This is a genomic window from Neobacillus sp. FW104-15D2 (assembly GCF_058790155.1).
This window is the reverse complement of sequence record NZ_JBYTCJ010000040.1, coordinates 14,842-37,018: the sequence shown is the minus strand read 5'-3', so window position 1 is coordinate 37,018 and position 22,177 is coordinate 14,842. Positions and strand designations below refer to the sequence as shown.

Genomic DNA, 22,177 nt, shown 5'->3' with positions numbered 1-22,177 from the left:
TTCTGGACAAACCGAGAGTACTTTGTCTTATTTTTTTTGTCTACTTTTTTGCTTACACATACTTTTATACATCATCGATTCAGTTCGGAAATGCACGAATTTGGTCTTGGAATGCACGATTTTTATGTGGGAATGCACGAATTTGGTTCCTAATGCACGACTTTTTGAAGGAATGCACAAGTCCGATATGTATATGCCCAAATAGCAAAGCTACCGCCTTCCCCATAAACTAACTTCTTTTAAAATAAAAAACTGGCTCTAGTCGCCTGCTATTATGCAGTCCCGGAGCCAGTTTTTTTATTTGAATTTATACGTCCAGAACCGTTCGTTGTTAATCCAGGCCATAATTCTTGGATTTGTTTTTGTATCTTCCTCAGTAATGTCCGCAAACATTTGCTCCGTTTGCGAGCGGTGAGCTTTAATTACTGATATTTTGATATCTGCAACCGGGGCAATGTTGTTAATAATGTCTGCCTCTCCAAGCTCCTCCACACAATTATTTGAAAAAGCAACGCAGTGCAGCTTAGGCCGGCTTTCAGCTGGCATATTCTCAACTGCACGAACGACTGCGGCTCCTGTCGCCTCATGGTCAGGATGCACAGAATAGCCAGGATAAAAGGTGATAATAACTGAAGGATTAAGCTCCTGAATCATGAAAGAAATCATATCCGTCATCTTGTCATCATCTTCAAATTCAACTGTTTTGTCACGTAATCCCATCATTCTTAAATCCTGGATTCCAAGGAGATCAGCTGCAGCCTGGAGTTCCTTTTTTCGGATTTTAGGGAGGTTTTCTCTAGTTGTGAATGGGGGATTTCCCATATTGCGGCCCATCTCACCCAATGTCAGGCAGGCATATGTAACGGGAGTCCCATTTTTTATATGGGTAGCGATTGTGCCTGACACCCCAAATGCTTCATCATCGGGATGCGGAAACACAACCAGGACATGGCGTTCTTTTTCCATTGCTTTGTCTCCTTTCAAGATATTGCCCATCATTATTCAAAAGGCGTATTACTTATTTCAAGAGCAACAGCCAGTTTCCCTTTGAAATCGTGGCCGGCCATAAGCAGGCGGTTTTGTTCATCAATTTCAAAATGGGTAATTCCTTCAGCATACACCCAGCCAAGCTCTATTTTTAATCCGACACGATATGGACCGGCTCCGGTGATTTTCCCTAATTCATACCGGACAAGTGCATTGCGTATATATGCACCGGATGAAAAGAAATTTTCATCATTATGTGATGCATAAGCTCCATTAGTTGTTTCAAGATGGATATATACATCCTGATTGGCCCTTTGATTAATGGCCTCCTGAACTTTTTCCACGACAACTGGTTCCACCCTGACGCCTCCTTTCAGCGTTTCATTATCATCTTTTTCTGAATGTAAATATCATACTAAACCCTTGCCTAAAAAGCTAAAGCTCTGCTTAAGAGAAAAGCGGGATGGCTCCATTAAGTGGCGGATTTCAAGTTCGTCCCAACCCGTGGAAATGCCTTTCTGACCCGAATCCTCGAAAAAACAAACGACTCTTTTAATCGATAAATAAATCTCATAACACTTTTTTATAAAAAAAGAAGAACCGAAGGATAATTCGTCCGGTTCCATCTTTAAGTAATATGTTCTTTTTAATAAAAATTATTTACCAGCACCAAAAGTACGGTAAGCACCGTGCATAGTAGGTCCGACGTATTCATTTAACCGGAAACCATGGCTGATCGCCGCTGTGATAAATTTCTTGGCAACATCTATGGCCTCATAGACATTTTTGCCTTTGGCAAGCTCTGCTGTAATGGCGGAAGAGAAGGTACAGCCAGCGCCGTGTGTATAGGTTGTCTCCACTTTTTCAGACTGGTAAAGCTTAAATTCCTGTCCATCATATAAAAGGTCAACCGCTTTATCGTGGTTAAGCTTGCTGCCCCCTTTAATCATAACAAATTTTGCACCCTGCTCATGAATTCTTACTGCAGCTTCCTTCATATCATCTATTGTTTTAATTGGACCGTTCTTTGCAAGCTGGCCAGCTTCAAATAGATTCGGAGTGACAACAGTGGCTCTTGGTAAAAGCAGCTCACGCATGGATTCAGCAGTTTCTGGGTTTAATACTTCATCTTCCCCTTTGCAAATCATAACAGGGTCAATAACAATATTTTTCAAGTGGTTCTCGTCCATTTTCCTAGCAGCGAGTTCAATGATCTCCACGGTTCCAAGCATTCCGGTTTTCATTGCATCAATGCCTACGGAAAGAATCGTTTCCAGCTGCGCTTCTAACGTACTAACCTCGATAGGGAAAACATTATGGTGCCAATTATTTTTAGGGTCCATAGTTACGATTGTTGTTAACGCAGTCATTCCATAAACGCCAAGTTCCTGGAATGTTTTTAAATCTGCCTGGATTCCTGCACCACCGCTAGAATCGGATCCAGCGATAGTCAATACCTTCTTCATTGTCATAGTTCGTCTCCTCCTCAAAACCTTGTTACTTCCCATTATAAAACATTTAAAAAATAATATCAGATTCGAAACCTCTTACATTTAAAAATTCAGAGGTTATTCCAAATAGATTGAGAGTTTTTTATAAATTTGACAATTTAATGAATTAAAGCAGTTGAGGGATTATGGGTGATAAATATAACAGCTAAAAAGCCATGCTCAAAGTACTATAAGGCCATAGAAATAAGTTTACTTTTCAGGATTTGAAAGCGCTAACAATGAAGGTTTTTTATGTTTTCCTTATACCGAGCGTTTTTAAGGAAAAAATGTCACAAAATCTACAATAAATGACATTTGCCAATAGAACGCCCTTGCTGCTTGATAATCTTCCTATTTAAAGCTCTATGGAGTTGTCTTGCTGTGAGATTTCTAACAGCCTGCGTTATTTCGTGTTACTAAAATACAGATAGAGGAATAAAGTCCTATCTTTCAAATTCCATTGAAAAGGAGGGAATGAAAATGGAACGTAAGGGCTGTCCTGAGGAATACCCAATCACTCTCATTCTAAATGGCTATGAAATTGCAGTTTTCCAGCTGACAAAAGCCGACCTAGAAGATTGGACATATGGTTATCTTTTCTCGGAAGGTTTAATTGAAAGCGTTGATGATATAGAGGAGATACAAATTAGCGAAGAAAGGGGAACTATCCAGGTTTCACTGCTATCTGATTTTGATGAAGAAAAAATGTTTTCTAAAAAGAAACACTATACATCGGGCTGCGGCAGGGGAGTTACCTTCTTTTCAATGACCGACGTAAAACAGTTTAACAGGATAAATTCAAATCGGCAGATCTATTTAAGCTATCTTCTAAAAAAAAGAAGTGAATTTGCCCAAAACTCACCAATGTATTTGGAAACTGGCGGTATGCATGGCGCCTGTATTGTTTTGGAAGATGGAAGCATTATGGTCCGGGAAGATATTGGCCGGCATAATGCGGTTGACAAAATTATCGGCTATGCACTTCGAAATAAGTTGAATCCCGAAAGGCTGGTTTTATTAACCACCGGCAGGATTTCATATGAAATGATTTCAAAAGCGGCGAAATATGGGTTTGCCATAATTGGATCCCGTACGGCCGCTACCCAGCAGGCTATCCAGCTTGCAAAATTTTTGAACATCGAGGTAATCGGTTATTTAAGAGGAAAAATGGCGTCTATTTATACTTCGGCAGGCAGGGTTGAAAATGACTTAAGAGAACCTGTTGTCCTTGCAGTAAATTGAAAGGGGGAATTTTAAAAAAGAACACTATTAAACTTTTAACTTTGAAAAGTGTCCAGCTTAAGTATCTGCTTTTTAGGGCCTTAAACAAAAATACGGCCTGGCGCACTAGAAAAAATAGAAGTATACCACAACTAAACTTTGAAAGGTGTCTAGCTTCATTGCCCAGCGACTAGTGTCCATCCCACTTCTCCCTGCGATAAGTCAACATCGAAACGCTATCCGTTTCGTGTTTCCTTTATCTCAGTTGAAGCGGAGGCCTGCAGGACGCTGGTCAGAAAGGCGTTGCCACAGGACGTGGCAATATAGCCTTTCTTCATTCGTACTTACGTCGCTTAACGGGCAATTACGCTTTTCTAACAGGGAAGGAGTTTGAAAAATGGTTGAATTGAACTTGAGCCGCCGGCAATTTTTGAAACTGTCAGGCGCTACAGCGGTAACCCTTGCGATTGTTGAGCTTGGCTTTGACGACAAAAAGGCCTATGCGAAAACAAAAGAATTCAAGATTGCCAAATCTACTGTAACACCAACCATTTGCTGCTATTGCGGGGTTGGCTGCGGAATCCTCGTCCATACGAAAAATAATGAGGTTGTCTATACGGAGGGGGATCCAGACAACCCAATTAACGAAGGAAAGCTTTGCAGCAAAGGAACTACATTAAGACAATTATATACCTCTGAAAAACGTCTGACCAAGCCATTGTACCGTGCACCTGGAAGCAGTAAGTGGGAAGAAAAAGATTGGAACTGGATGCTCGACACAATCGCGAAGCGTACCAAAGATACCCGCGACGCTTCCTTTGTTGAAGTGGAGAATGGTATTACTGTTAATAAAACCGAGAAGATCGCAAGCCTCGGCGGTGCAGCTCTTGATAATGAAGAAACCTATTTGCTCTCGAAATTGATGAGAGGGCTTGGTGTTACCTATCTTGAGCACCAGGCACGAATATGACACAGCTCAACGGTTGCCGGTCTGGCACCTACATTCGGTCGTGGAGCAATGACCAACCATTGGAATGATCTGCAGCATACTGATTGTGCTTTGATTATTGGCGCAAATCCTGCGGAAAACCATCCAATTAGCTTTAGATGGTTAACAAAAGCAAAGGAAAATGGCGGAAAAATTGTTTCTGTTGACCCGCGCTTTACAAGAACATCAGCACAGGCTGACGTTTATGCCGCACTCCGTTCCGGAACGGATATTCCGTTTATTGGAGGAATGATTAATTACGCGATTCAAAATAATCTCATCCACAAAGAGTATGTAGCTAAATATACAAATGCTTCTTTTATTGTAAAAGAAGGCTATGACTTCAAAGATGGGCTCTTCTCTGGATACGACCAAACAAAAAGAGCCTATGATAAAACAAAATGGGTAATTGAGACAACTGAAGATGGTAAACCAGTAAAAGATGAGACACTGGAAAATCCTCGCAGTGTGTTCCAATTAATGAAAAAGCATTATTCCCGTTATGATTTGGATACTGTTACAGCTGTTACAGGTACTCCGAAAGATGACTACTTAAAGGTTTGTGACACCTTCTGTTCAACAGGAAAAGTAGGCAAGTCAGGTACCATTATGTATGCAATGGGAACAACCCAGCATACAGTAGGTTCTCAAAATGTCCGCATTTATGCGATCCTGCAGCTCCTTTTAGGAAATATCGGACTTCCTGGCGGCGGAATCAACGCAATGCGCGGCGAATCCAACGTACAAGGCTCTACAGACTTTGGCTTATTATTTGATAACCTGACAGGCTATCTGGCTGCACCCAAAGCTACACTTCCTGAGCATGCTACACTTAAAGGCTATCTTGAAAAAGAAACACCAAAAACAGGTTACTGGAGCAACAAACCGAAATTCGTAGTCAGCCTTCTAAAATCTTGGTATGGAAATAATGCCGGAGCTGATAATGAATTTGGCTATCAGTTCCTTCCAAAAGGAAACAAGAACTATTCGCACATCAACCTGTTTAATGCTATGTACAAGGGTGAGCTTGAAGGAGCCTTCATGTTTGGAACCAATCCTGTTGTTGGAGGCCCTAATGCGGGCAAGGAAAAAGAAGCGCTTGGCAACCTGAAATGGATGGTTGCAATCGATCTTTGGGAAACCGAAACTTCAGCTTTCTGGCAAACAGCAGCTGGCAGTGACCCTTCCAAGATCAATACCGAAGTGTTCCTGCTTCCGGCATCCGCTTCTTTTGAAAAAGAAGGCAGTATTTCCAATAGCTCACGCTGGATGCAATACCGCTGGAAAGCTATTGATTCCAAGGGTGAGGCAAGACCTGACCTTGATATCATTCATGAATTAGCATTGAAGCTTAAAAAATTATATGCAAACAGCCCTAAATCAGCAGATAAACCGTTCCTGGCTCTTGATTGGAATTATGGATCAGGCGAAGTTCCTGATATTGATCTTGTCGCCAAGGAAATAAACGGCTATGACCTGAAAACAGGAAAACTGCTGAAAACCTTTGGTGATTTAAAAGATGATGGAAGTACATCAAGCGGCAACTGGATCTATTCCGGTTTCTATCCAGAAGAAGGAAAGAACCTTTCAAAACGCCGTGATAATGTAGATACCGGAAATGCAAACTACCTGAACTGGTCTTTTGCATGGCCAGCCAACCGAAGAATCCTTTATAATCGTGCCTCCGCAGATCCAAGTGGCCAGCCATGGAGCAAGGAAAAAGCGGTAATCTGGTGGGATGCCGCCCAGAAGAAGTGGATTGGAAATGATGTTCCGGACTTTAAAGCTATAACTGCACCAACAGAACCAGGCGGAACAGGAGCATTTATGATGAATAAAGATGGAGCCGCACTATTATTCGCTCCGACTTTAAATGACGGTCCGTTCCCAGAGCATTATGAACCATTCGAAAGCCCGGTTCCGAATGTATTCTCCAGTCAGCAGCTTAATCCTGCTACTGTTATTATCGAGGGCGATTTTAATAAAAAAGGCGGAAAGGCTAAGTACCCAATTGTTGGTACAACTTACCGTGTAAGTGAGCATTGGCAATCCGGCTCTATGACGAGGAACCAAGAATGGCTTTCTGAACTCGCCGGGCACATGTTCGTTGAATTAAGCGAGGAATTGGCTAAAGAAAGAGGCATCAAAAATAAGGATAAAATCGTTGTCAGCTCAGCCCGTGGTGAAATTAAAGCCTATGCAATGGTGACGAAACGCTTCAAGCCTTATAGCATCAATGGCAAAAAGGTTCATCAAATTGGTATGCCATGGCACTTTGGCTTTAAAGGATTTGCTACAGGAGATACGGCGAACCGCCTGACTCCTCATATAGGGGATGCCAACACAATGATTCCAGAATTTAAAGCATTCCTCTGTGACGTAAGGAGGGCTGACTGATGCCAGAATTCGTAAAATATATAGACGTAACCAAATGTGATGGCTGCCGTGCCTGTATGGTTGCCTGCAAGAACTGGAATGACCTTCCGGCTGAGCATACGGACTTTCTTGGCAGCGTTCAGTCGCATACAAAAACAACAGCTGATACATGGAATGTGCTTCAATACATTGAGCATGAAAACAGCAAAGGGGGTCTGGAGTATCTCTTCCGCCATTCTTCATGCTTTCATTGTACAGACGCGGCCTGCCAAAAGGTTTGCCCTGAAAGTGCAATCAGCTATACAGATTTTGGCTCGGTCGTAATCGATCAGGATAAATGCGTCGGCTGCGGCTACTGTGTCCAGAACTGCCCGTTTGAGGTTATTTCTCTTAAAGAGTATAAAGACAAAAACGGTGAGACTTACAGGAAATCACATAAATGCACGATGTGTACCGATCGTCTTGAAGAAGGCCTGCAGCCTGCATGCGTGACAACATGTCACACAGGTGCAATGGAATTCGGCAAAAAGGATGAAATGATTCGTAAGGCTAAAAAGCGTGTCAGTGAAATCAAAGGCCGTTTTCCAAATGCTATGGTTTATAATCCTCCAGGAGTAGGAGGCACACATACTGTTTATGTTCTTGCAGAAAGACCATCAGTTTACGGTCTACCTGAAAATCCTAAGGTGCCGACTTCCGCAGTAGTATGGAAGGATTATGCACAGCCAATTGGAAAAATGATGCTTGGAGCAACAACTATGGCTGTCGTTGCGGGATTTGTTTCCAATAAGCTTTTCAACAAAGGCGGACATGGGCATGAAGAAGAGGGAGGGGAAGATCATGAGTAGGAAAAAGCAAACCAAATATGTAAGACGATTTTCAACTGCCTTTGTCATAGCTCATGCCGTTAATGCATTCTCTTTCTTTGCACTGTATGTAACAGCTCTGCCAATGTACACCGAGTTTTTTGACTGGCTTTACCCTGTGTTGGGAGGGCCGGCAAACGCCCGCCTTCTTCACAGGATTTTTGCGGTAACGTTTGTAACGCCTACAATCATTTATCTGTTGTTTGACCGTAAAGGTTTCTTCTTCTGGATGAAGCAGCTAATTACCTGGAAGAAACGGGACATGGGCTTCTTTACTGAATTTGTGAAGGAGTTCTTCGGGGCAAAAGCTAAGCCGCCAAAGCAGGGATTCTTTAACGCAGGAGAAAAGATTAACTCCATGATCCAAATTGTCACAGCGGTTTTAATTATCGGATCTGGTGTAACCATGTGGTTCCCTGAATACTTCCCACGTGAGCTGGTTCAGTTTGGCTATTTTCTACACAATATTGGCTTCGGGCTGGCAATAGCAGTTGTTGTGGGTCATATCTACCTAAGTATTCTTCATCCAGGTTCAAGCCCTGCGTTCCGCGGCGTTATCAAGGGTGATGTTGACGTGGAATTCGTCAAAACTCATTACCGCGATTGGTACGATGAATTGGTTCAGCAAGGTGAAATTGTTCCTGACGACAAAAAGAAGCCAAAAGGAGCATAGAGCTTTTGGCACGTGTTCATTGATAAGTCTCTTAAAAGATAATCCAATAACCGGAAGGGCTGTCTCTCGGGAGGCAGCTTTTCCTTTAAATAATTAATTCTATAATTGGCCCAATGTCATTTTTTAATAAGGCTCTATTATAAAAGAGTGTAGCAATTTTGAAGAAACTGTGAGCAAAAATAGGCGAGACTCCTCGGAAAGCGAGGTTATTTTTGCTTTTATAAATAACAAAGTTAAGGAAAAGAGACTTTATTAAACATGAAAGAAGGTTTCATTTATGAAAATGTCAGTAGTTTCTAAGGAGTATCAGGAGTTAAATAAAGAAATTTTTGCACTTCAAGAAGGCTGGAAATCAATGCTTGCACCAGAAGCTGTTCAGGTTAAAATAGAATCAAACACATTTGTGACGGGTATTCCTTTGGTTTCCTTTATGTCTTTTGATTTAAATATTCCACTATATTTACAGTGGATAGAAGAATTACAAACACTATTGGTGAAAAACCAGGAAGATCTTGCAGGGAAGATGGGGTCCGTTAACGAAATAATGAATGAGGAAATTGCCTTAAGATGGTTTAAGGAAGCATTTTCGATCAATCAGCCATACTTTGCCGGCTTTGCAGCTGAAAATAGAATGGAACAATGGATTCCGCAGTTCCTTGCTGAAACAGCCCTCAGGCCTTATCTGCAGCTTGCGGCTGAAAAGGCACAGCCTTATATTTCTGCTAAAAAAGCAGGTTCGGGATGCCCTGTTTGCGGCGAACCAGCTAGATTCGCACAGCTCGAAGAGGAAGGCAAAAAGGTTGTTCATTGTCCGCGGTGTCTGGCACATTGGAACGAAAAGCGTCTAACCTGTTCCCATTGCGGAAACGAAAACCATGAGACAATAAACTTTATTACCATTGAAGGAGATGCAACGGGACAGATTCAAGTATGTGATGAGTGCCATGGCTATACCAAGGTGATTGATTCCAGGCAGTTTATTGCAAAACAATCCCCTGCACTTCTTGATTTGAATACCCTTCATCTCGATTTTGTCGCCCAGGAAAACGGGTATTCTCCAGCCGGTGGAAAAAAACTTGCCAATTAAAGAAGGTGTACCCATGCAAGCAGGAGCAATTATTTTATCAGGCGGAAAGTCCAGCCGAATGGGGACAAATAAGGCCCTTTTGAAATTTGATGAAAAAACGAATATCCAAAGGATATATGAAGAATTGAAGAAGTTTTCTGAGGATATTATTCTGGTAACCAATGATTCTAAAAGCTATGATTTTTTAAAAATAAAAATAACTGCTGATCATTTTCCGGGCAAGGGCCCTCTTGCGGGTATCCACGCGGGCCTGCTGGCTTCTCCTTTTGAGGTAAATATTGTGGCAGCCTGCGATATGCCCTTTATTTCTTCAGAGGTTGCAAAAACCATGGCGGAAAGGATGGGGGATTATGATGCTGCTATTCCCGTTATCAATGGAAAACAGCAGCCTTTGTTTGCTGCTTTTCGGAAAGGGATCATCCCCGATATCCAAAAATGCCTGGAAAATGATGAGCTTAGAATGAAGCATCTTTTTAATAGATTAAATGTCTGCTATCTGACCGAAAAGGACCTTCTTCTTGATGAGTATGGTCTGGAGCGTGTTTTTTTTAATATGAACCGTCCAGAGGAATATGAAGAAGCCAAAAAGAAATTGAAAGAATAAAAGGACCTAATAGAACTATACCAACGAGTTCCGGCAAAGAGAGGGATTACGGCCATGCAGTTTTTTAAAGTCAAAACGGTCGAGGAGACCATTACGCTAATCGATGAAAAAGTAGAAAAGGCTGGCATTGTGGAGGTCCGTTCTCTTGAGGATGCCCTTCATTATGTTCTGGCAGAACCGGTAACAGCAGAAGAAAATGTGCCGGGATTTGACCGTTCCACTGTTGATGGTTTTGCGGTAAAGGCTGAAGATACGTATGGTTCTTCTGAATCAATGCCAGGCTTTTTAACAATGGCCGGGGAAGTAAGAATGGGTGAAAATGCTGAAGCACCTGTAGGCCATGGTGAAGCCATTTATGTTCCAACGGGCGGAATGATGCCTCCTGGCAGTGATAGCGTCATAATGATTGAGCACGTTGAGGAGATTGCAGGGCTATTAAATACCTACAGGCAGATAGCGCCAGGTGAAAACGTAATCCGTGCGGGTGAAGACATTAGGGAAGGTGAAATCCTTCTTGAAGAAGGCACAAGACTTCGCCCTCAGGAAATGGGCGCACTGGCGGCACTAGGAATATCGGAAGTTAAGGTATATAGAAAACTTAAATTAGGTTATTTATCTTCTGGAGATGAAATCGTTCCATATCAGACTGAAAAACTTCAAATCGGACAAATTCGGGATATTAACTATTTAACCATTTCAGGGCTCGCTCGAGAATGGAATATGGATGTTGTTTATGGTGGAATTGTCAGCGATCATTTCGAGGTTTTTTCAAAAAAGGCTAGAGAGCTTTACAACCAGGTGGATTGCTTAATTCTTTCCGGTGGAAGTTCGGTAGGAGCAAAGGATTTTACAACGGAAGTCATTCAGTCGCTCGGAGACCCGGGAGTATTCGTCCATGGGATATCGATTAAGCCTGGAAAACCTACGATCCTGGCCATGGCAAATGGTAAACCTGTTATTGGTTTGCCGGGTCACCCTGCTTCGGCCATGATTATTTTCCGATTATTCGGGGAGAGGGTTTTAAGAAGGCTTTCTGGAGAGCGTTATGAAAAGAAGCCTGAGCGTATTTTTGCAAAAATCACGAAAAACATTCCGTCTTCACCCGGGCGTTCTGATTATATCAGGGTGAGACTTTTTGAGCGGGATGGAGATTGGTGGGCTGAGCCGATTATTGGGAAATCCGGACTTATTACAACACTAGTAAAAAGCGACGGCATTGTAGAAATCGGTTCTGAAAAAGAAGGCATTTTACAGGGTGAATACGTCCCTGTTATTCCATCAAGATGAGGGGGAGCCAACATGGACACTAAGAGATATAGACGAAAAATTTATTTGGAGGACAAGCCCCGCGAGGATGCGAAGAATGAATTGCTCCAAGCCTTCAATCTGCCTCGTAAATCAGAAGTAATTACCGTTCCGGAGGCGCTTGGGCGCGTTACGTCAGAACCAATTTTCGCGAAAAGCTCCATGCCTCATTACCATGCATCCGCCATGGATGGAATAGCCGTGAGGGCAGAGGATACCTACACTGCACATGAGCAAAACCCTTTGTTTTTACAGGAGGGCGAGCAATTTACTTATGTGGATACCGGAAATGCAATCCCAGGCCGCTTTAACGCTGTCATTATGATTGAGCATGTTAATGTAATAGATGAAAATACGATAGAGATTATTGAGCCTGCCACTCCATGGCAGCATATAAGGCCAATTGGCGAGGATGTTGTCCAGGAGGAAATGCTTTTTCCTCAGGGGCATACTTTGAAGCCAGCTGATCTTGGCGTTCTTTTGGCTTCGCAAATAACAGCAGTGCCAGTTGTAAAAAAACCAATCGTTTCCATTATCCCAACAGGCAATGAACTGGTACAAGCGGATGAGGATTTATCATCAGGGCGGATTATCGAGTTTAATGGAACGGTTTTCTCTGGTTTTATAAAGGAATGGGGCGGTGAGCCCGTCCTGCATCCTATTGTAAAAGATGAGCCTGAAAAAATTAAGGAGGCCTTGATGAATGCGGCGGAGGTTTCCGATATTGTGGTTATTAATGCCGGTTCCTCAGCTGGTTCAAAGGATTATACGGTCCACATTATTGGTGAGATTGGAACAGTATTTACTCATGGGGTCGCCGCACGGCCTGGAAAACCGGTTATTTTGGGACAAATCAGTGATAAGGTCATTGTTGGTGTGCCGGGATATCCAGTCTCCGCTTACCTTGCACTGGAATGGTTTGTAAGGCCGTTGATTTGTAAATACTTGCAGATACCAGAGCCTAAAAGGCAAAGGATTTCTGTAAAACTCGGACGTCGCGTAGTGTCATCAATGGGTGCAGAAGATTTTGTCAGAATGAATATTGGCTATGTTAACGGAGAATTTGTGGCAAATCCGCTGACTAGGGCTGCAGGTGTCACGATGTCCTACGTGCGTGCAGACGGCTTATTGATTGTACCTCCTAATGTGGTGGGCTATGAGCAGGGGGAAATGGCCGAAGTGGAGCTTTTCAGGCCGCTTGAAGAAATTCAAAATGCTATTGTATTCAGTGGCAGCCATGATCTGACGATTGACCTGCTATCATCTTTAATAAAACAAAAAAGGCATGACATGAAAATTGTTTCTTCCCATGTAGGAAGTATGGCCGGCATTATGGCTATACGAAAAGGAGAAGCACATGTGGCCGGCATTCACTTGCTTGACCCAGAGACGAAGCAATATAATACTTTATATGTAAATAAATTGTTGTCAGGTATGGACATCATTCTCTATCCTTTCCTAAAAAGGAAGCAGGGCTGGATGGTTCCTCAGGGGAATCCTCAGGAAATCGAAGGGGTTGCTGATCTAGTTAGCCGGGGGGCCCATTTCGTTAATCGTCAAAAAGGTGCAGGGACCAGAATTCTGTTTGATCTCCTCTTAAAAGACGCAGGGCTATCATCTGATCAGGTCTCCGGTTACAGCAGGGAAATGTTTTCCCATTTGGCAGTGGCTGCTGAAGTAAAAGGGGATAATCGATCAGCTGGATTGGGTATCTATCCTGCAGCTAAAGCAATGGGCTTATCGTTTGTTCCCGTTGCCGACGAAGAGTATGATTTAGTCATGACGAAGGAATTTTATTATAGTGAAAAGGGTAACGAGTTAATGGCGGCCATTCAATCGCTGGAATTCAGGAAGGCTGTAGAAAATATTGGCGGTTATGAGGTTGTTGAAAAGCCTGTGCTGAAAATTCCGCTGCAGGTATAGTAAAGGGTGGGATTATGTATGAACTTTGAGATTTCGAAAGATCCAATCAATATTCAGTCCGTTATTGATAAGGTCATCGAGCGTGAAGCAGGGGCTATTACGACCTTTATCGGAACGGTAAGAGAATTGACTTACGGAAAGAAAACATTATTCTTGGAATATCAGGCCTATGAGGCAATGGCCGTGAAAAAGCTAGAGCAAATTGGCCGTGAAATAGAAGAAAAATGGCCGGGGGCAAAGTCTGCGATTACCCATAGGGTTGGCCGGCTTGATATTACAGATGTAGCAGTGGTTATTGCGGTTTCCACTCCACACCGCGCGGATGCTTATGATGCGAACCGCCATGCAATTGAAAGAATAAAAGAGATAGTCCCTATCTGGAAAAAAGAGCATTGGGAAGACGGGGAAGAATGGATTGGCAACCAGAAGGAAACAGTGGCTTACCCGGGCGGAAAGCCGGAGGGGAAGGATCTGAATGAATAAAGTTATGTTTTTTGCTCATCTAAGGGATGCAGCAGGAGAAGAATTTATTAATATGGAAGCGGCAGGCAAAACGGTTGCCCAATTAAAGGCTGAGGTAGCGGAACAATACAGCCTTCAAAATATAGAAACGGTCATGACAGCAATCAATGAAGAGTTTGCTGGAAACGAAGAGATTATCCAGGCCGGCGATGTGATCGCCTTCATTCCTCCCGTCAGTGGGGGATGAAACGGTAAAGGAGGCGGAACAGCATGATGGATAACCGCTATTCCAGACAGATTCTTTTTCCGGGAATCGGTAAAGAAGGGCAGGAAAAAATCAGATCGAAGCATGTGCTGATTATTGGTGCTGGTGCACTGGGATCTGGAAATGCCGAAGTTCTTGCAAGAGCCGGAACAGGAAAAATAACGATCATCGATAGAGACTATGTTGAAGCCAGCAATCTTCAGCGTCAGCAGCTTTACACGGAAGAGGATGTTGCTGAGAAACTTCCAAAGGCAGCAGCGGCGGAAAAGCGGCTAAAGGCGATTAACTCGGATGTTGAAGTAACAGCCATTATTGGCGATGCAACCCCTGAAATTCTGGAGGATCTAATCCAGGGGGTTGATCTGATTATGGATGCCACCGATAATTTTGAAACAAGAATGGCAATGAATGACGTCTCGCAAAAATATAGCATTCCATGGATTTACGGGGCTTGTGTGGGCAGTTACGGTATGAGTTTTACGATTATCCCAGGCAAAACGCCCTGCCTTAACTGTTTATTGAGATCCATTCCCCTGCAGGGCTTAACCTGTGATACCGGTGGAATAATCGGGCCAGCTGTCCAGATGGTGATTGCCCATCAAACTGCTGAGTCTTTGAAAATACTGGCGGAAGACTGGGATGCAGTCCGGACAGCCTTTGTCAGCTTTGATTTATGGAGAAATGAATACTCAAGTATAAAAATGTCCCGGGCTAAATATCAGGGCTGTCTGTCATGTGGGGAAAACCGGACGTATCCTTATCTTGAGGCTGAAAATATGACGAAGACCACCGTATTATGTGGCAGGGATACGGTTCAAATCAGGCCATCAGTTCAAGGAGAGATTCCACTAAAGGAACTGGCGGGTCAGCTTTCTTCACTCGGATACGAGGTGAAAGGAAACCCTTATTTGATATCAGTTGACCTGGGTGATAGCGGAGAGCGCATGGTTATTTTTAAAGATGGCCGAGCACTAGTCCATGGCACCAAAGATTTGATCCACGCAAAGTCTATCTATCAGCGAATCATGGGATAAAACAGTAAAAACCCGTACCTTCTTTTGGTACGGGTTTATTGCTTTAAATTTTGAAAACTGTCTGTATAGAGCTGGATTGTTCTTGTCTATTCCTTGGCTGCAACAAGTACAAGGCGGCCGTTATCAAGCTCTTTTTCATAAGTATCAGCTTCCTGCTGACTTAAGCCAAGGGCTTCAAATTGGGAGCGAAGCTCGTCACCGCGCTTTTTAAACAAGTTACCGATGGAATTCATAAGGCCCTGATCACCCATTCCCATTTCACTTGTTTGAATCGCTTCAGTTAAATGCTCTTCCCGTTCTTCACTGTGGGCAAACAGATGGATGTCGTCCTTCTGGTAGCCTTCAGCCTGCAGTGTCTTAATTGTCTCAAGTGCGTGTACTCCATTTTCTACTACTTCTACTTTTGGCATAATAAGTTCCTCCTTTAGATTGGTAGATAGATATACAGAAGTTAAAGCATTTGCTTCCCTTCGGACACTTTTTATATAACCTTTCTAGGGCTGAATAAACATTATGCTTTAAAATATATAGATTATAATTTGATGTAATCTAGAAAAAATGGGGAATAGAAAAATAGAAAGGAGAGGGTGCAATGAGAGAACAAATAGAAAATCAATGGGGTGACCTTCTGGCAGAGGAATTTGAAAAAGAATATTTTAAGCGTTTAATGGATTTTGTTGATGAGGAATACGAATATCGCACCGTATATCCGCGCAGGGACGATATTTTCAATGCACTAAGATTTACTGACTTTCCAAATGTTAAAGCCGTTATCTTGGGCCAGGATCCATATCACGGACCTAACCAGGCACACGGGTTAAGCTTTTCGGTAAAACCAGAGGTTGATATTCCTCCTTCTTTAAAAAATATCTATAAGGAATTAAAGACTGATACAGGCGCGCACATCCCTGATCATGGCTATTTGGTCAACTGGGCAGAACAAGGCGTGATGCTTCTAAATACGGTTCTGACAGTCCGTGCCGGAGAAGCAAATTCGCATCGGGGAAAAGGGTGGGAAACCTTTACTGACAGGGTAATTTCCCTTTTAAATGAGCGGGAAGCCCCTATAGTATTTATACTCTGGGGAAAGCCGGCTCAAAGCAAGCTCTCCATTATCGATACAAATAAACATTCGGTCATAACGTCACCACATCCAAGCCCATTGTCTGCAAGGCGCGGCTTTTTTGGAAGCAGGCCATTTTCAAAAACAAATGATTATTTACAACAGCTGGGGCAGGAGCCTATCGATTGGTCGATTCCGAATCTGTAAAGTTTAGATAAAATGGGTATTCACCAGGCCCGTTTGGCGGATGCTTTAATTTGGGTTATCATGCTCAAATTGGCACATGCTAGAAAAAGACTTGCCTTTTATTCGCGTGATTTATATTGTTAAAGAGGTCTTCCTTTTCCTGTCCGCCATGCGTTCAGAATGGATGGAAATTAATTTTGATTAGCCAGGAATTGACATGTTTCACGTGAAACCTGTCGAATACAGAAAGCTATCCTAAGAAGAGGATAGCTTTTGTTTTTCTATCATTGTCATATTATAATCAGTAAGGAGTAAGTCCTGATGGAGGGAATTCATTTGAATATATCTTTTCAAAAGCTTTTGGCAAAAATGGAGGAAGAATTGAGGGAAGCGAGAAATAGCTCGAACGAAAGTGCTGTACGTGAAAAAATTTACTCTATTAAAATATTGTGTGAGCTGCTGCTGGAGCAGGAAAAGGGACACAGCCAGGCAGAATTTTCAGTTCCTACTCCGCAGCCTGTACTAAAAGTGCAGCCCGCTTTCTCTCAGCCGGTCCAAATGAATCAGCCAAAAAAATTGAATGAAGGCGATGCTAACGGGGATTCATTATTTGACTTCTAATTAGAAAAAAAGCATGGAAGAAGGAGAAAAAAATGAAATTATTTATTATTATTGGAGCGATCAATGCCTTTTTAGCTGTTGCCTTAGGAGCATTCGGAGCACATGGCCTTGCTGATAAGCTGGAGCCGAAGTACCTGGATATCTGGAAAACAGGAGTTACCTATCAAATGTTTCATGCCACAGGCCTTATGATCGTGGCAATCCTGCTGGGAAAAATTCCTTCCAGCGCGTTATTTTCCTGGTCTGGGTGGCTGATGCTTATTGGAATCATCCTGTTTAGCGGAAGCCTGTATGCCTTGAGCCTGACAAAGGTTGGTATCCTTGGTGCTATTACTCCTCTGGGTGGAGTGGCATTCTTAGCAGCATGGGTTCTCATGATTGTAGGTACAGTAAAAAATTTATAAAAATAAAAAAGGAGCAAAGTTTGCTCCTTTTTTGTTGTTTAGGATATTGATTTCTACCTTGTGGGTAACTTGAACTAGGTTATTGTAATCCCGCTCCAGCGCCCAGCCAGTTTTTCTCGGGAATATGCTTCTTTGAATATCTTGTGAGGATCATGACTGATAGGTGATGATTCAAACAGCTCGGGGGCATAAGCCAAATCACTTTGCATGTTGGGGCTAACCCGGGCGTTTGAGCCTTTTGTTCCTTAAGTAAAGAAATTATCTTGGAGGATATGTTCCAAGAGCAGGTCCGCCCCCAAATGGATATTCATATTCAATTTCTTCATCGAAGGTTACATAATCCACATTAACCATTGGAATGAGATAACGTTGTCCGGTTTGGGGATCACTTAAAATCAGATGATCACGCCCCGCCGCTTCAATAATTCCTTTGAAAATCTTCGCATTCCATTCCCGGTTATTTTCAAAGGTAGCATGAACAGTAACAAGCTTTCCTTTGTTAAGCCTCAGGATGTTTTCAATGTAGGACTGTTCAATCGGTAGCATTCCGGGAACCTGCGGTCCGGTGGCCATAGGACTTTTTACGTTGGCTACCATACCATTCATGCCGCCCATTCCAGCCATGCCGCCTCCCTGAGGCATACCGCCCATTCCAGCCATGCCGCCTCCCTGAGGCATACCGCCCATTCCAGCCATGGTGCCTCCTTGAGGCATCATTGGCATACTCCCTGCTGTCTGGCCTTGCCCACCATACACAGGCTGTTGTCCTCCCCCAGTATAAGGCTGAAAAGTCTGCCCTTGGGTTTGTGGATTGTAATATGGATTCATTTTTTCCCCTCCTATAAATTCGCTTGAGTTTTTCAAGCAATGGATAATTGGTGTTACAATTCGGTGTCCCCTTGTTTGAAGCGATGGAAAAATAACAAGAGCAAGCAATTTTGCATAAGACTCACTGTTTCAATAATATGAAAGGCAAGAGGAGATTATGACAATCAGAAAGGATAAGGGGTCTTTTTAAAATAGAGGTTTTGGTTAAAGATTATTGTTGATATTTATCCATGTTGATTGTAGCGGAGGGACAGGAGACTCTTTGAAGAACTCTAATTATGCTTTCGTATAATTTCGTGCGATGTATATTCATAGATGTATTCCTTTGCTGTCCATTTCCTTCGTGCGAGGGCAGCTTCCATGATGTAAATTCAATGGCCAGTGGGAAAAGCTGGTCAGGGGAGGCCCCGCAGGAGAATAGTCGAGAACCGCCTGGGGAAAACGAGTGTCTTGAAGAGAAAATTAATAACCAAGTTTAATAACAGGTTCAAAATAAAAGACTCCCGGTAAACACCGGGAGCCTGTCTATTATACGTGAAGGAAGCTTGGAATACGTTCCTCTGCAAGGAAATTTCCAACAAAGAAAGCACCGAATTCACCATAACGGGCGCTCACTTCATCAAAACGCATTTCATAAACTAATTTTTTGAACTGAAGAACTTCATCTGCGAAGAGGGTAACTCCCCATTCATAATCATCAAAACCAACAGAGCCGGTAATGATTTGTTTTACAATGCCTGCATATTTGCGGCCAATCATTCCATGGCTGCGCATCATTCCGCGGCGCTCTTCCATCGGAAGCATGTACCAGTTATCATTGCCCTGGCGGCGTTTGTCCATTGGATAGAAGCAAACATGCTTTGATTTTGGAAGAGTCGGATAAAGACGTGCCAGAATTTGAGGATTCTGGTAAGGGTCTTCGCCTGCAGGGAGATAGTTGCTAAGCTCTACTACAGATACATAGGAATGAGCCGGAATAGTAAATTCGGCTAATTTTGTTTTATTAAATTCAGTTTCAATTTCATTTAGTTCTTCCATAGTAGGGCGAAGGATCATCATCATGAAATCTGCTTTTTGTCCTACGATAGTATATAAAGCATGGCTGCCTTCTTTTCTGTCCTGTACCGCATTCCACTTTTCAACAAGGCCAAGGAACTCATGTATAGCGGCCTGGCGTTCATCGCTTGGAACCATCTTCCAAGTAGTCCAGTCTACAGTTCGGAAATCATGCAGACAGTACCAGCCGTCCAGTGTTTGGGCTGCTTCACTCATCTAAATCACTCCTATTAAATTCTGCCATTTTTACATTAATTACTATATCATAGTTTCTCCCACACATATATGAATAAAACGCTTTTCCTGGAAGAATTTCCGTTTAAAATAGTATGAAAGAGGTTATTTTGAAAAAAGATAAAGAGCGTGAAAGATTAAATCCGATACAGAATGTTTAGAATACAAAAATATTTATGGTTGAAAACGTTGTCTTCTTGAATTTTGAAAAAGGTAAAGTATGCTAAAAGGGTAGATAATGAAGGAGGAAAAGCAGTGAGCGATTTATTTGAAGGATTAAAGCATAGAATCACCGGAAACAATTTGAAAATTGTTTTTCCTGAGGGTCTTGATGAGCGGATTTTAAAAGCAGCGGGACGTCTGGCAGCAGAAAGAATCCTAACGCCAATTTTAATTGGTAATATTGAAGAGATTCAGACGAAAGCAGATGATCTTGGTGTTTCTCTTGATGCAGCCGAGATTTATGACCCGGCAAATTATGCCATGATGGATGAGCTGGTTGCTTCTTTTGTAGAGCGCAGAAAAGGAAAAGCTACCGAAGAAGATGCACGGCGCATTTTACTTGATGAAAACTATTTTGGCACTATGCTTGTTTATTTAAACAAAGCAGATGGCCTTGTCAGCGGTGCTGCTCATTCAACTGCTGATACAGTACGCCCTGCCCTGCAGATTATTAAAACAAAAGAGGGAATTAATAAGACCTCCGGCGTATTTATCATGGTTCGTGAAGAGGAAAAGTATGTGTTTGCAGACTGTGCAATCAACATTGCTCCTGACAGCCAGGACCTAGCTGAAATTGCGATTGAAAGTGCAAAGACTGCCCAAATGTTTGATATCGAGCCAAGGGTGGCCATGCTAAGCTTCTCCACTAAGGGTTCTGCTAAATCACCTGAAACGGAAAAAGTGGCAGCAGCAGTAAGCGAAGCCCAGCGCCGGGATCCATTACTAATCCTTGATGGTGAGTTCCAGTTTGATGCAGCATTTGTTCCTTCCGTTGCTGAGAAAAAAGCTCCTGATTCTGTCCTGCAGGGAAATGCCAATGTTTTTGTTTTCCCAAGCCTAGAGGCGGGCAACATTGGCTACAAAATTGCCCAGCGACTTGGCAACTTTGAAGCGGTCGGCCCGATTTTACAAGGTCTGAACCGCCCGGTAAACGACCTTTCACGCGGCTGCAATGAAGAAGATGTATACAAGCTATCATTGATCACTGCTGCACAGGCTTTACAGCAATAATATGTGGGTATTTCTTAGAAGAGTTTCCTTTATGGAAGCTCTTTTTTGCGAATTAAAATTTATATCCGACAGGAAAAGGAAGACTAGGTCAGCCTTGCTCGGACGAAGAAAAAAAGTGGCTTTTTTGAGGGTTGCCGTTTGAGCTGTGAAGAAAAACAAGGGTATCCGCCTAAGGGGCTTGGCATATGCTGAGTTTTTCCAATGCCTCTTAACCAAGGAAGGCGGCAGAGGTAATAAAATGAGGCTTTGGGATATGCTATAATAAACCAATGATAATGTGAAAAAAGGAGCCAGAAAAATGAATGAGGGGCTGAAATTGCTAGTCCAGCCACAATGGCGGATCATTGACCAGTCTGCTGCAGGGGTCCTTTTTAGTGCGCTGCAGTCCTTTGGGCTGGATGATACCTTATGTGCCTCTGTCGGGTCAGGAAACGCACCTGCAACTGCAAGAACCTGGGTTCACCCCAACACAGTTGTTTTGGGGATTCAGGATACAAAGCTGCCGTTTCTTCAAGAGGGTATAGATTTTCTGAGGGAGCAAGATTACCAGGTTATTGTCCGGAATTCAGGTGGACTTGCCGTTGTATTGGACGAGGGAGTCCTTAACATTTCGCTTATTTTCCCAGAGTCCGAAAAAGGAATAGATATTAACCGTGGCTATGATGCAATGTGGCTATTAATCCAACAGATGTTTTCTGATTTTAATAAAACAATAGAAGCAAAAGAAATTAAAGGATCCTATTGTCCTGGCAGCTATGATTTAAGCATTGGGGGCAAAAAGTTTGCGGGAATTTCCCAAAGAAGACTTCGCAAAGGGGTTGCTGTTCAAATCTATCTCTGTGTAAATGGGAGCGGTAGAGCCAGGGCAGAAATGATCAGGCACTTTTATGATATTTCCAGGAGGAGCTTGGAGACAAAGTTTTCCTATCCGGAAATTTCTCCGGCAGTGATGGCTTCCCTTTCGGAATTGCTGTCTGTGGAAATAACGGTAAGCGATGTAATGCTTCGACTTTTACAGCAGCTTCAAAAGAATAGTGACTTTTTGTTCAATGGCCAATTAAACCCTTATGAACTCGAGCTTTATCCAGGATACCACCAGCGAATCGTTGAACGGAATGAAAAAGTAGCCGGGGGATAGCATTGCAGCTCCAGCGCAAAATAGTTCAGTAAGGACAGTGGACATAAATAAAAAAAGTCGTGTATCGAATTCGATTCACGGCTTTTTAATCGAGAATGCTGCTGCTTCGGTTTCTTCTCTAAAAATCTTTTTC

At 42.8% G+C, this 22,177-nt stretch carries 22 protein-coding genes and 1 pseudogene; 17 read left to right on the top strand and 6 right to left on the bottom strand.

The genetic code is table 11. The features are described from left to right. Positions 1 to 297 precede the first annotated feature (297 nt). The 3 genes from bshB2 to pdxK form a co-directional block, all read right to left on the bottom strand. Complete coding sequence (gene bshB2, locus AC3WR0_RS23150; RefSeq protein ID WP_492554484.1) at positions 298 to 966, bottom strand: bacillithiol biosynthesis deacetylase BshB2; 669 nt, start codon at positions 964 to 966, stop codon at positions 298 to 300. Between the two features lie 32 nt (positions 967 to 998). Continuing rightward, entirely contained in the window at positions 999 to 1,346 is a 348-nt protein-coding gene (locus tag AC3WR0_RS23145) for a YojF family protein (RefSeq protein WP_492554483.1), read from the bottom strand. Positions 1,347 to 1,643: 297 nt separating this feature from the next. Continuing rightward, the gene (gene pdxK, locus AC3WR0_RS23140; RefSeq protein ID WP_492554482.1) at positions 1,644 to 2,459 is read right to left on the bottom strand and encodes a pyridoxine/pyridoxal/pyridoxamine kinase; all 816 of its coding nucleotides are present in this window, start codon (positions 2,457 to 2,459) and stop codon (positions 1,644 to 1,646) included. 498 nt (positions 2,460 to 2,957) lie between these two features. On the opposite strand from pdxK, the gene fdhD reads away from it, so the two are divergent. The 12 genes and pseudogenes from fdhD to AC3WR0_RS23080 all read left to right on the top strand — a co-directional run bounded on the left by fdhD (position 2,958) and on the right by AC3WR0_RS23080 (position 15,281). After that, the gene (gene fdhD, locus AC3WR0_RS23135; protein ID WP_492554481.1) at positions 2,958 to 3,719 is read left to right on the top strand and encodes a formate dehydrogenase accessory sulfurtransferase FdhD; all 762 of its coding nucleotides are present in this window, start codon (positions 2,958 to 2,960) and stop codon (positions 3,717 to 3,719) included. A gap of 376 nt (positions 3,720 to 4,095) precedes the next feature. Then, a complete protein-coding gene (locus AC3WR0_RS23130) occupies positions 4,096 to 4,668 on the top strand; it encodes a twin-arginine translocation signal domain-containing protein (RefSeq protein WP_492554480.1) in 573 nt (190 codons plus the stop codon). A gap of 12 nt (positions 4,669 to 4,680) precedes the next feature. Then, positions 4,681 to 7,083 (top strand): annotated as a pseudogene (gene fdnG, locus AC3WR0_RS23125) (formate dehydrogenase-N subunit alpha); the annotation flags it as partial. Next, positions 7,083 to 7,910 (top strand): 4Fe-4S dicluster domain-containing protein, encoded by an 828-nt coding sequence (locus AC3WR0_RS23120; RefSeq protein WP_492554479.1) that lies wholly within the window; start codon positions 7,083 to 7,085, stop codon positions 7,908 to 7,910. The pseudogene fdnG and the gene AC3WR0_RS23120, both read left to right, overlap by 1 nt. Next, on the top strand, positions 7,903 to 8,601 hold the full coding sequence (locus tag AC3WR0_RS23115; protein ID WP_492554478.1) for a formate dehydrogenase subunit gamma: 699 nt from the start codon (positions 7,903 to 7,905) through the stop codon (positions 8,599 to 8,601). Before AC3WR0_RS23120 ends, AC3WR0_RS23115 begins: the two co-directional genes overlap by 8 nt. Positions 8,602 to 8,878: 277 nt before the next feature. Beyond that, a complete protein-coding gene (locus AC3WR0_RS23110; RefSeq protein ID WP_492554477.1) occupies positions 8,879 to 9,688 on the top strand; it encodes a formate dehydrogenase accessory protein FdhE in 810 nt (269 codons plus the stop codon). Beyond that, complete coding sequence (gene mobA / locus AC3WR0_RS23105) at positions 9,678 to 10,292, top strand: molybdenum cofactor guanylyltransferase (RefSeq protein WP_492554476.1); 615 nt, start codon at positions 9,678 to 9,680, stop codon at positions 10,290 to 10,292. Before AC3WR0_RS23110 ends, mobA begins: the two co-directional genes overlap by 11 nt. Before the next feature lie 54 nt (positions 10,293 to 10,346). Continuing rightward, positions 10,347 to 11,579 carry a molybdopterin molybdotransferase MoeA gene (locus AC3WR0_RS23100; RefSeq protein ID WP_492554475.1) on the top strand — a complete coding sequence of 411 codons (1,233 nt, stop codon included), beginning with the start codon at positions 10,347 to 10,349 and terminating at the stop codon, positions 11,577 to 11,579. Positions 11,580 to 11,591: 12 nt separating this feature from the next. Continuing rightward, positions 11,592 to 13,520: a molybdopterin biosynthesis protein gene (locus AC3WR0_RS23095; protein ID WP_492554474.1), complete on the top strand. Its 1,929-nt coding sequence runs from the start codon at positions 11,592 to 11,594 to the stop codon at positions 13,518 to 13,520. Between the two features lie 18 nt (positions 13,521 to 13,538). Further along, on the top strand, positions 13,539 to 14,003 hold the full coding sequence (locus tag AC3WR0_RS23090; RefSeq protein WP_492554473.1) for a molybdenum cofactor biosynthesis protein MoaE: 465 nt from the start codon (positions 13,539 to 13,541) through the stop codon (positions 14,001 to 14,003). Then, positions 13,996 to 14,229 (top strand): molybdopterin converting factor subunit 1, encoded by a 234-nt coding sequence (gene moaD / locus AC3WR0_RS23085; RefSeq protein ID WP_492554472.1) that lies wholly within the window; start codon positions 13,996 to 13,998, stop codon positions 14,227 to 14,229. Before AC3WR0_RS23090 ends, moaD begins: the two co-directional genes overlap by 8 nt. Before the next feature lie 26 nt (positions 14,230 to 14,255). Continuing rightward, a complete protein-coding gene (locus tag AC3WR0_RS23080; protein ID WP_492554486.1) occupies positions 14,256 to 15,281 on the top strand; it encodes a thiazole biosynthesis adenylyltransferase ThiF in 1,026 nt (341 codons plus the stop codon). An 86-nt stretch (positions 15,282 to 15,367) separates the two neighbouring features. Here the strand turns inward: AC3WR0_RS23080 and AC3WR0_RS23075 are convergent, their stop codons facing one another. Beyond that, positions 15,368 to 15,691, bottom strand: coding sequence for a YflT domain-containing protein (locus tag AC3WR0_RS23075; protein WP_027323525.1), 324 nt, complete (start codon positions 15,689 to 15,691; stop codon positions 15,368 to 15,370). A 182-nt stretch (positions 15,692 to 15,873) separates the two neighbouring features. On the opposite strand from AC3WR0_RS23075, the gene AC3WR0_RS23070 reads away from it, so the two are divergent. The 3 genes from AC3WR0_RS23070 (at position 15,874) to AC3WR0_RS23060 (ending at position 17,555) form a co-directional block, all read left to right on the top strand. Then, a complete protein-coding gene (locus tag AC3WR0_RS23070; RefSeq protein WP_492554471.1) occupies positions 15,874 to 16,551 on the top strand; it encodes a uracil-DNA glycosylase in 678 nt (225 codons plus the stop codon). 300 nt (positions 16,552 to 16,851) lie between these two features. After that, the gene (locus AC3WR0_RS23065) at positions 16,852 to 17,151 is read left to right on the top strand and encodes a YwdI family protein (RefSeq protein WP_492554470.1); all 300 of its coding nucleotides are present in this window, start codon (positions 16,852 to 16,854) and stop codon (positions 17,149 to 17,151) included. Between the two features lie 32 nt (positions 17,152 to 17,183). Next, a complete protein-coding gene (locus AC3WR0_RS23060) occupies positions 17,184 to 17,555 on the top strand; it encodes a DUF423 domain-containing protein (RefSeq protein ID WP_492554469.1) in 372 nt (123 codons plus the stop codon). A gap of 258 nt (positions 17,556 to 17,813) precedes the next feature. Here the strand turns inward: AC3WR0_RS23060 and gerQ are convergent, their stop codons facing one another. Further along, a complete protein-coding gene (gene gerQ / locus AC3WR0_RS23055) occupies positions 17,814 to 18,383 on the bottom strand; it encodes a spore coat protein GerQ (protein WP_492554468.1) in 570 nt (189 codons plus the stop codon). Between the two features lie 528 nt (positions 18,384 to 18,911). Then, positions 18,912 to 19,655 carry a hydrogen peroxide-dependent heme synthase gene (hemQ, locus tag AC3WR0_RS23050; protein ID WP_027323520.1) on the bottom strand — a complete coding sequence of 248 codons (744 nt, stop codon included), beginning with the start codon at positions 19,653 to 19,655 and terminating at the stop codon, positions 18,912 to 18,914. A gap of 273 nt (positions 19,656 to 19,928) precedes the next feature. On the opposite strand from hemQ, the gene pta reads away from it, so the two are divergent. Both pta and lipL read left to right on the top strand, forming a co-directional pair. After that, positions 19,929 to 20,906 carry a phosphate acetyltransferase gene (pta, locus tag AC3WR0_RS23045; protein ID WP_027323519.1) on the top strand — a complete coding sequence of 326 codons (978 nt, stop codon included), beginning with the start codon at positions 19,929 to 19,931 and terminating at the stop codon, positions 20,904 to 20,906. 298 nt (positions 20,907 to 21,204) lie between these two features. Beyond that, positions 21,205 to 22,044: an octanoyl-[GcvH]:protein N-octanoyltransferase gene (gene lipL, locus AC3WR0_RS23040; protein WP_492554467.1), complete on the top strand. Its 840-nt coding sequence runs from the start codon at positions 21,205 to 21,207 to the stop codon at positions 22,042 to 22,044. The last annotated feature ends 133 nt before the right edge of the window (positions 22,045 to 22,177 follow it).

Excerpts from the sequence above, each read along its gene's own strand:
- bshB2 (WP_492554484.1), bottom strand. The coding sequence starts at position 966 with ATGGAAAAAGAACGCCATGTCCTGGTTGTGTTTCCGCATCCCGATGAT.
- pdxK (WP_492554482.1), bottom strand. The coding sequence starts at position 2,459 with ATGACAATGAAGAAGGTATTGACTATCGCTGGATCCGATTCTAGCGGT.
- fdhD (WP_492554481.1), top strand. The coding sequence starts at position 2,958 with ATGGAACGTAAGGGCTGTCCTGAGGAATACCCAATCACTCTCATTCTA.
- AC3WR0_RS23130 (WP_492554480.1), top strand. The coding sequence starts at position 4,096 with ATGGTTGAATTGAACTTGAGCCGCCGGCAATTTTTGAAACTGTCAGGC.
- AC3WR0_RS23120 (WP_492554479.1), top strand. The coding sequence starts at position 7,083 with ATGCCAGAATTCGTAAAATATATAGACGTAACCAAATGTGATGGCTGC.
- AC3WR0_RS23115 (WP_492554478.1), top strand. The coding sequence starts at position 7,903 with ATGAGTAGGAAAAAGCAAACCAAATATGTAAGACGATTTTCAACTGCC.
- AC3WR0_RS23110 (WP_492554477.1), top strand. The coding sequence starts at position 8,879 with ATGAAAATGTCAGTAGTTTCTAAGGAGTATCAGGAGTTAAATAAAGAA.
- AC3WR0_RS23100 (WP_492554475.1), top strand. The coding sequence starts at position 10,347 with ATGCAGTTTTTTAAAGTCAAAACGGTCGAGGAGACCATTACGCTAATC.
- AC3WR0_RS23095 (WP_492554474.1), top strand. The coding sequence starts at position 11,592 with ATGGACACTAAGAGATATAGACGAAAAATTTATTTGGAGGACAAGCCC.
- AC3WR0_RS23090 (WP_492554473.1), top strand. The coding sequence starts at position 13,539 with ATGAACTTTGAGATTTCGAAAGATCCAATCAATATTCAGTCCGTTATT.
- moaD (WP_492554472.1), top strand. The coding sequence starts at position 13,996 with ATGAATAAAGTTATGTTTTTTGCTCATCTAAGGGATGCAGCAGGAGAA.
- AC3WR0_RS23080 (WP_492554486.1), top strand. The coding sequence starts at position 14,256 with ATGGATAACCGCTATTCCAGACAGATTCTTTTTCCGGGAATCGGTAAA.
- AC3WR0_RS23075 (WP_027323525.1), bottom strand. The coding sequence starts at position 15,691 with ATGCCAAAAGTAGAAGTAGTAGAAAATGGAGTACACGCACTTGAGACA.
- AC3WR0_RS23070 (WP_492554471.1), top strand. The coding sequence starts at position 15,874 with ATGAGAGAACAAATAGAAAATCAATGGGGTGACCTTCTGGCAGAGGAA.
- AC3WR0_RS23065 (WP_492554470.1), top strand. The coding sequence starts at position 16,852 with ATGGAGGGAATTCATTTGAATATATCTTTTCAAAAGCTTTTGGCAAAA.
- AC3WR0_RS23060 (WP_492554469.1), top strand. The coding sequence starts at position 17,184 with ATGAAATTATTTATTATTATTGGAGCGATCAATGCCTTTTTAGCTGTT.
- gerQ (WP_492554468.1), bottom strand. The coding sequence starts at position 18,383 with ATGAATCCATATTACAATCCACAAACCCAAGGGCAGACTTTTCAGCCT.
- hemQ (WP_027323520.1), bottom strand. The coding sequence starts at position 19,655 with ATGAGTGAAGCAGCCCAAACACTGGACGGCTGGTACTGTCTGCATGAT.
- lipL (WP_492554467.1), top strand. The coding sequence starts at position 21,205 with ATGAATGAGGGGCTGAAATTGCTAGTCCAGCCACAATGGCGGATCATT.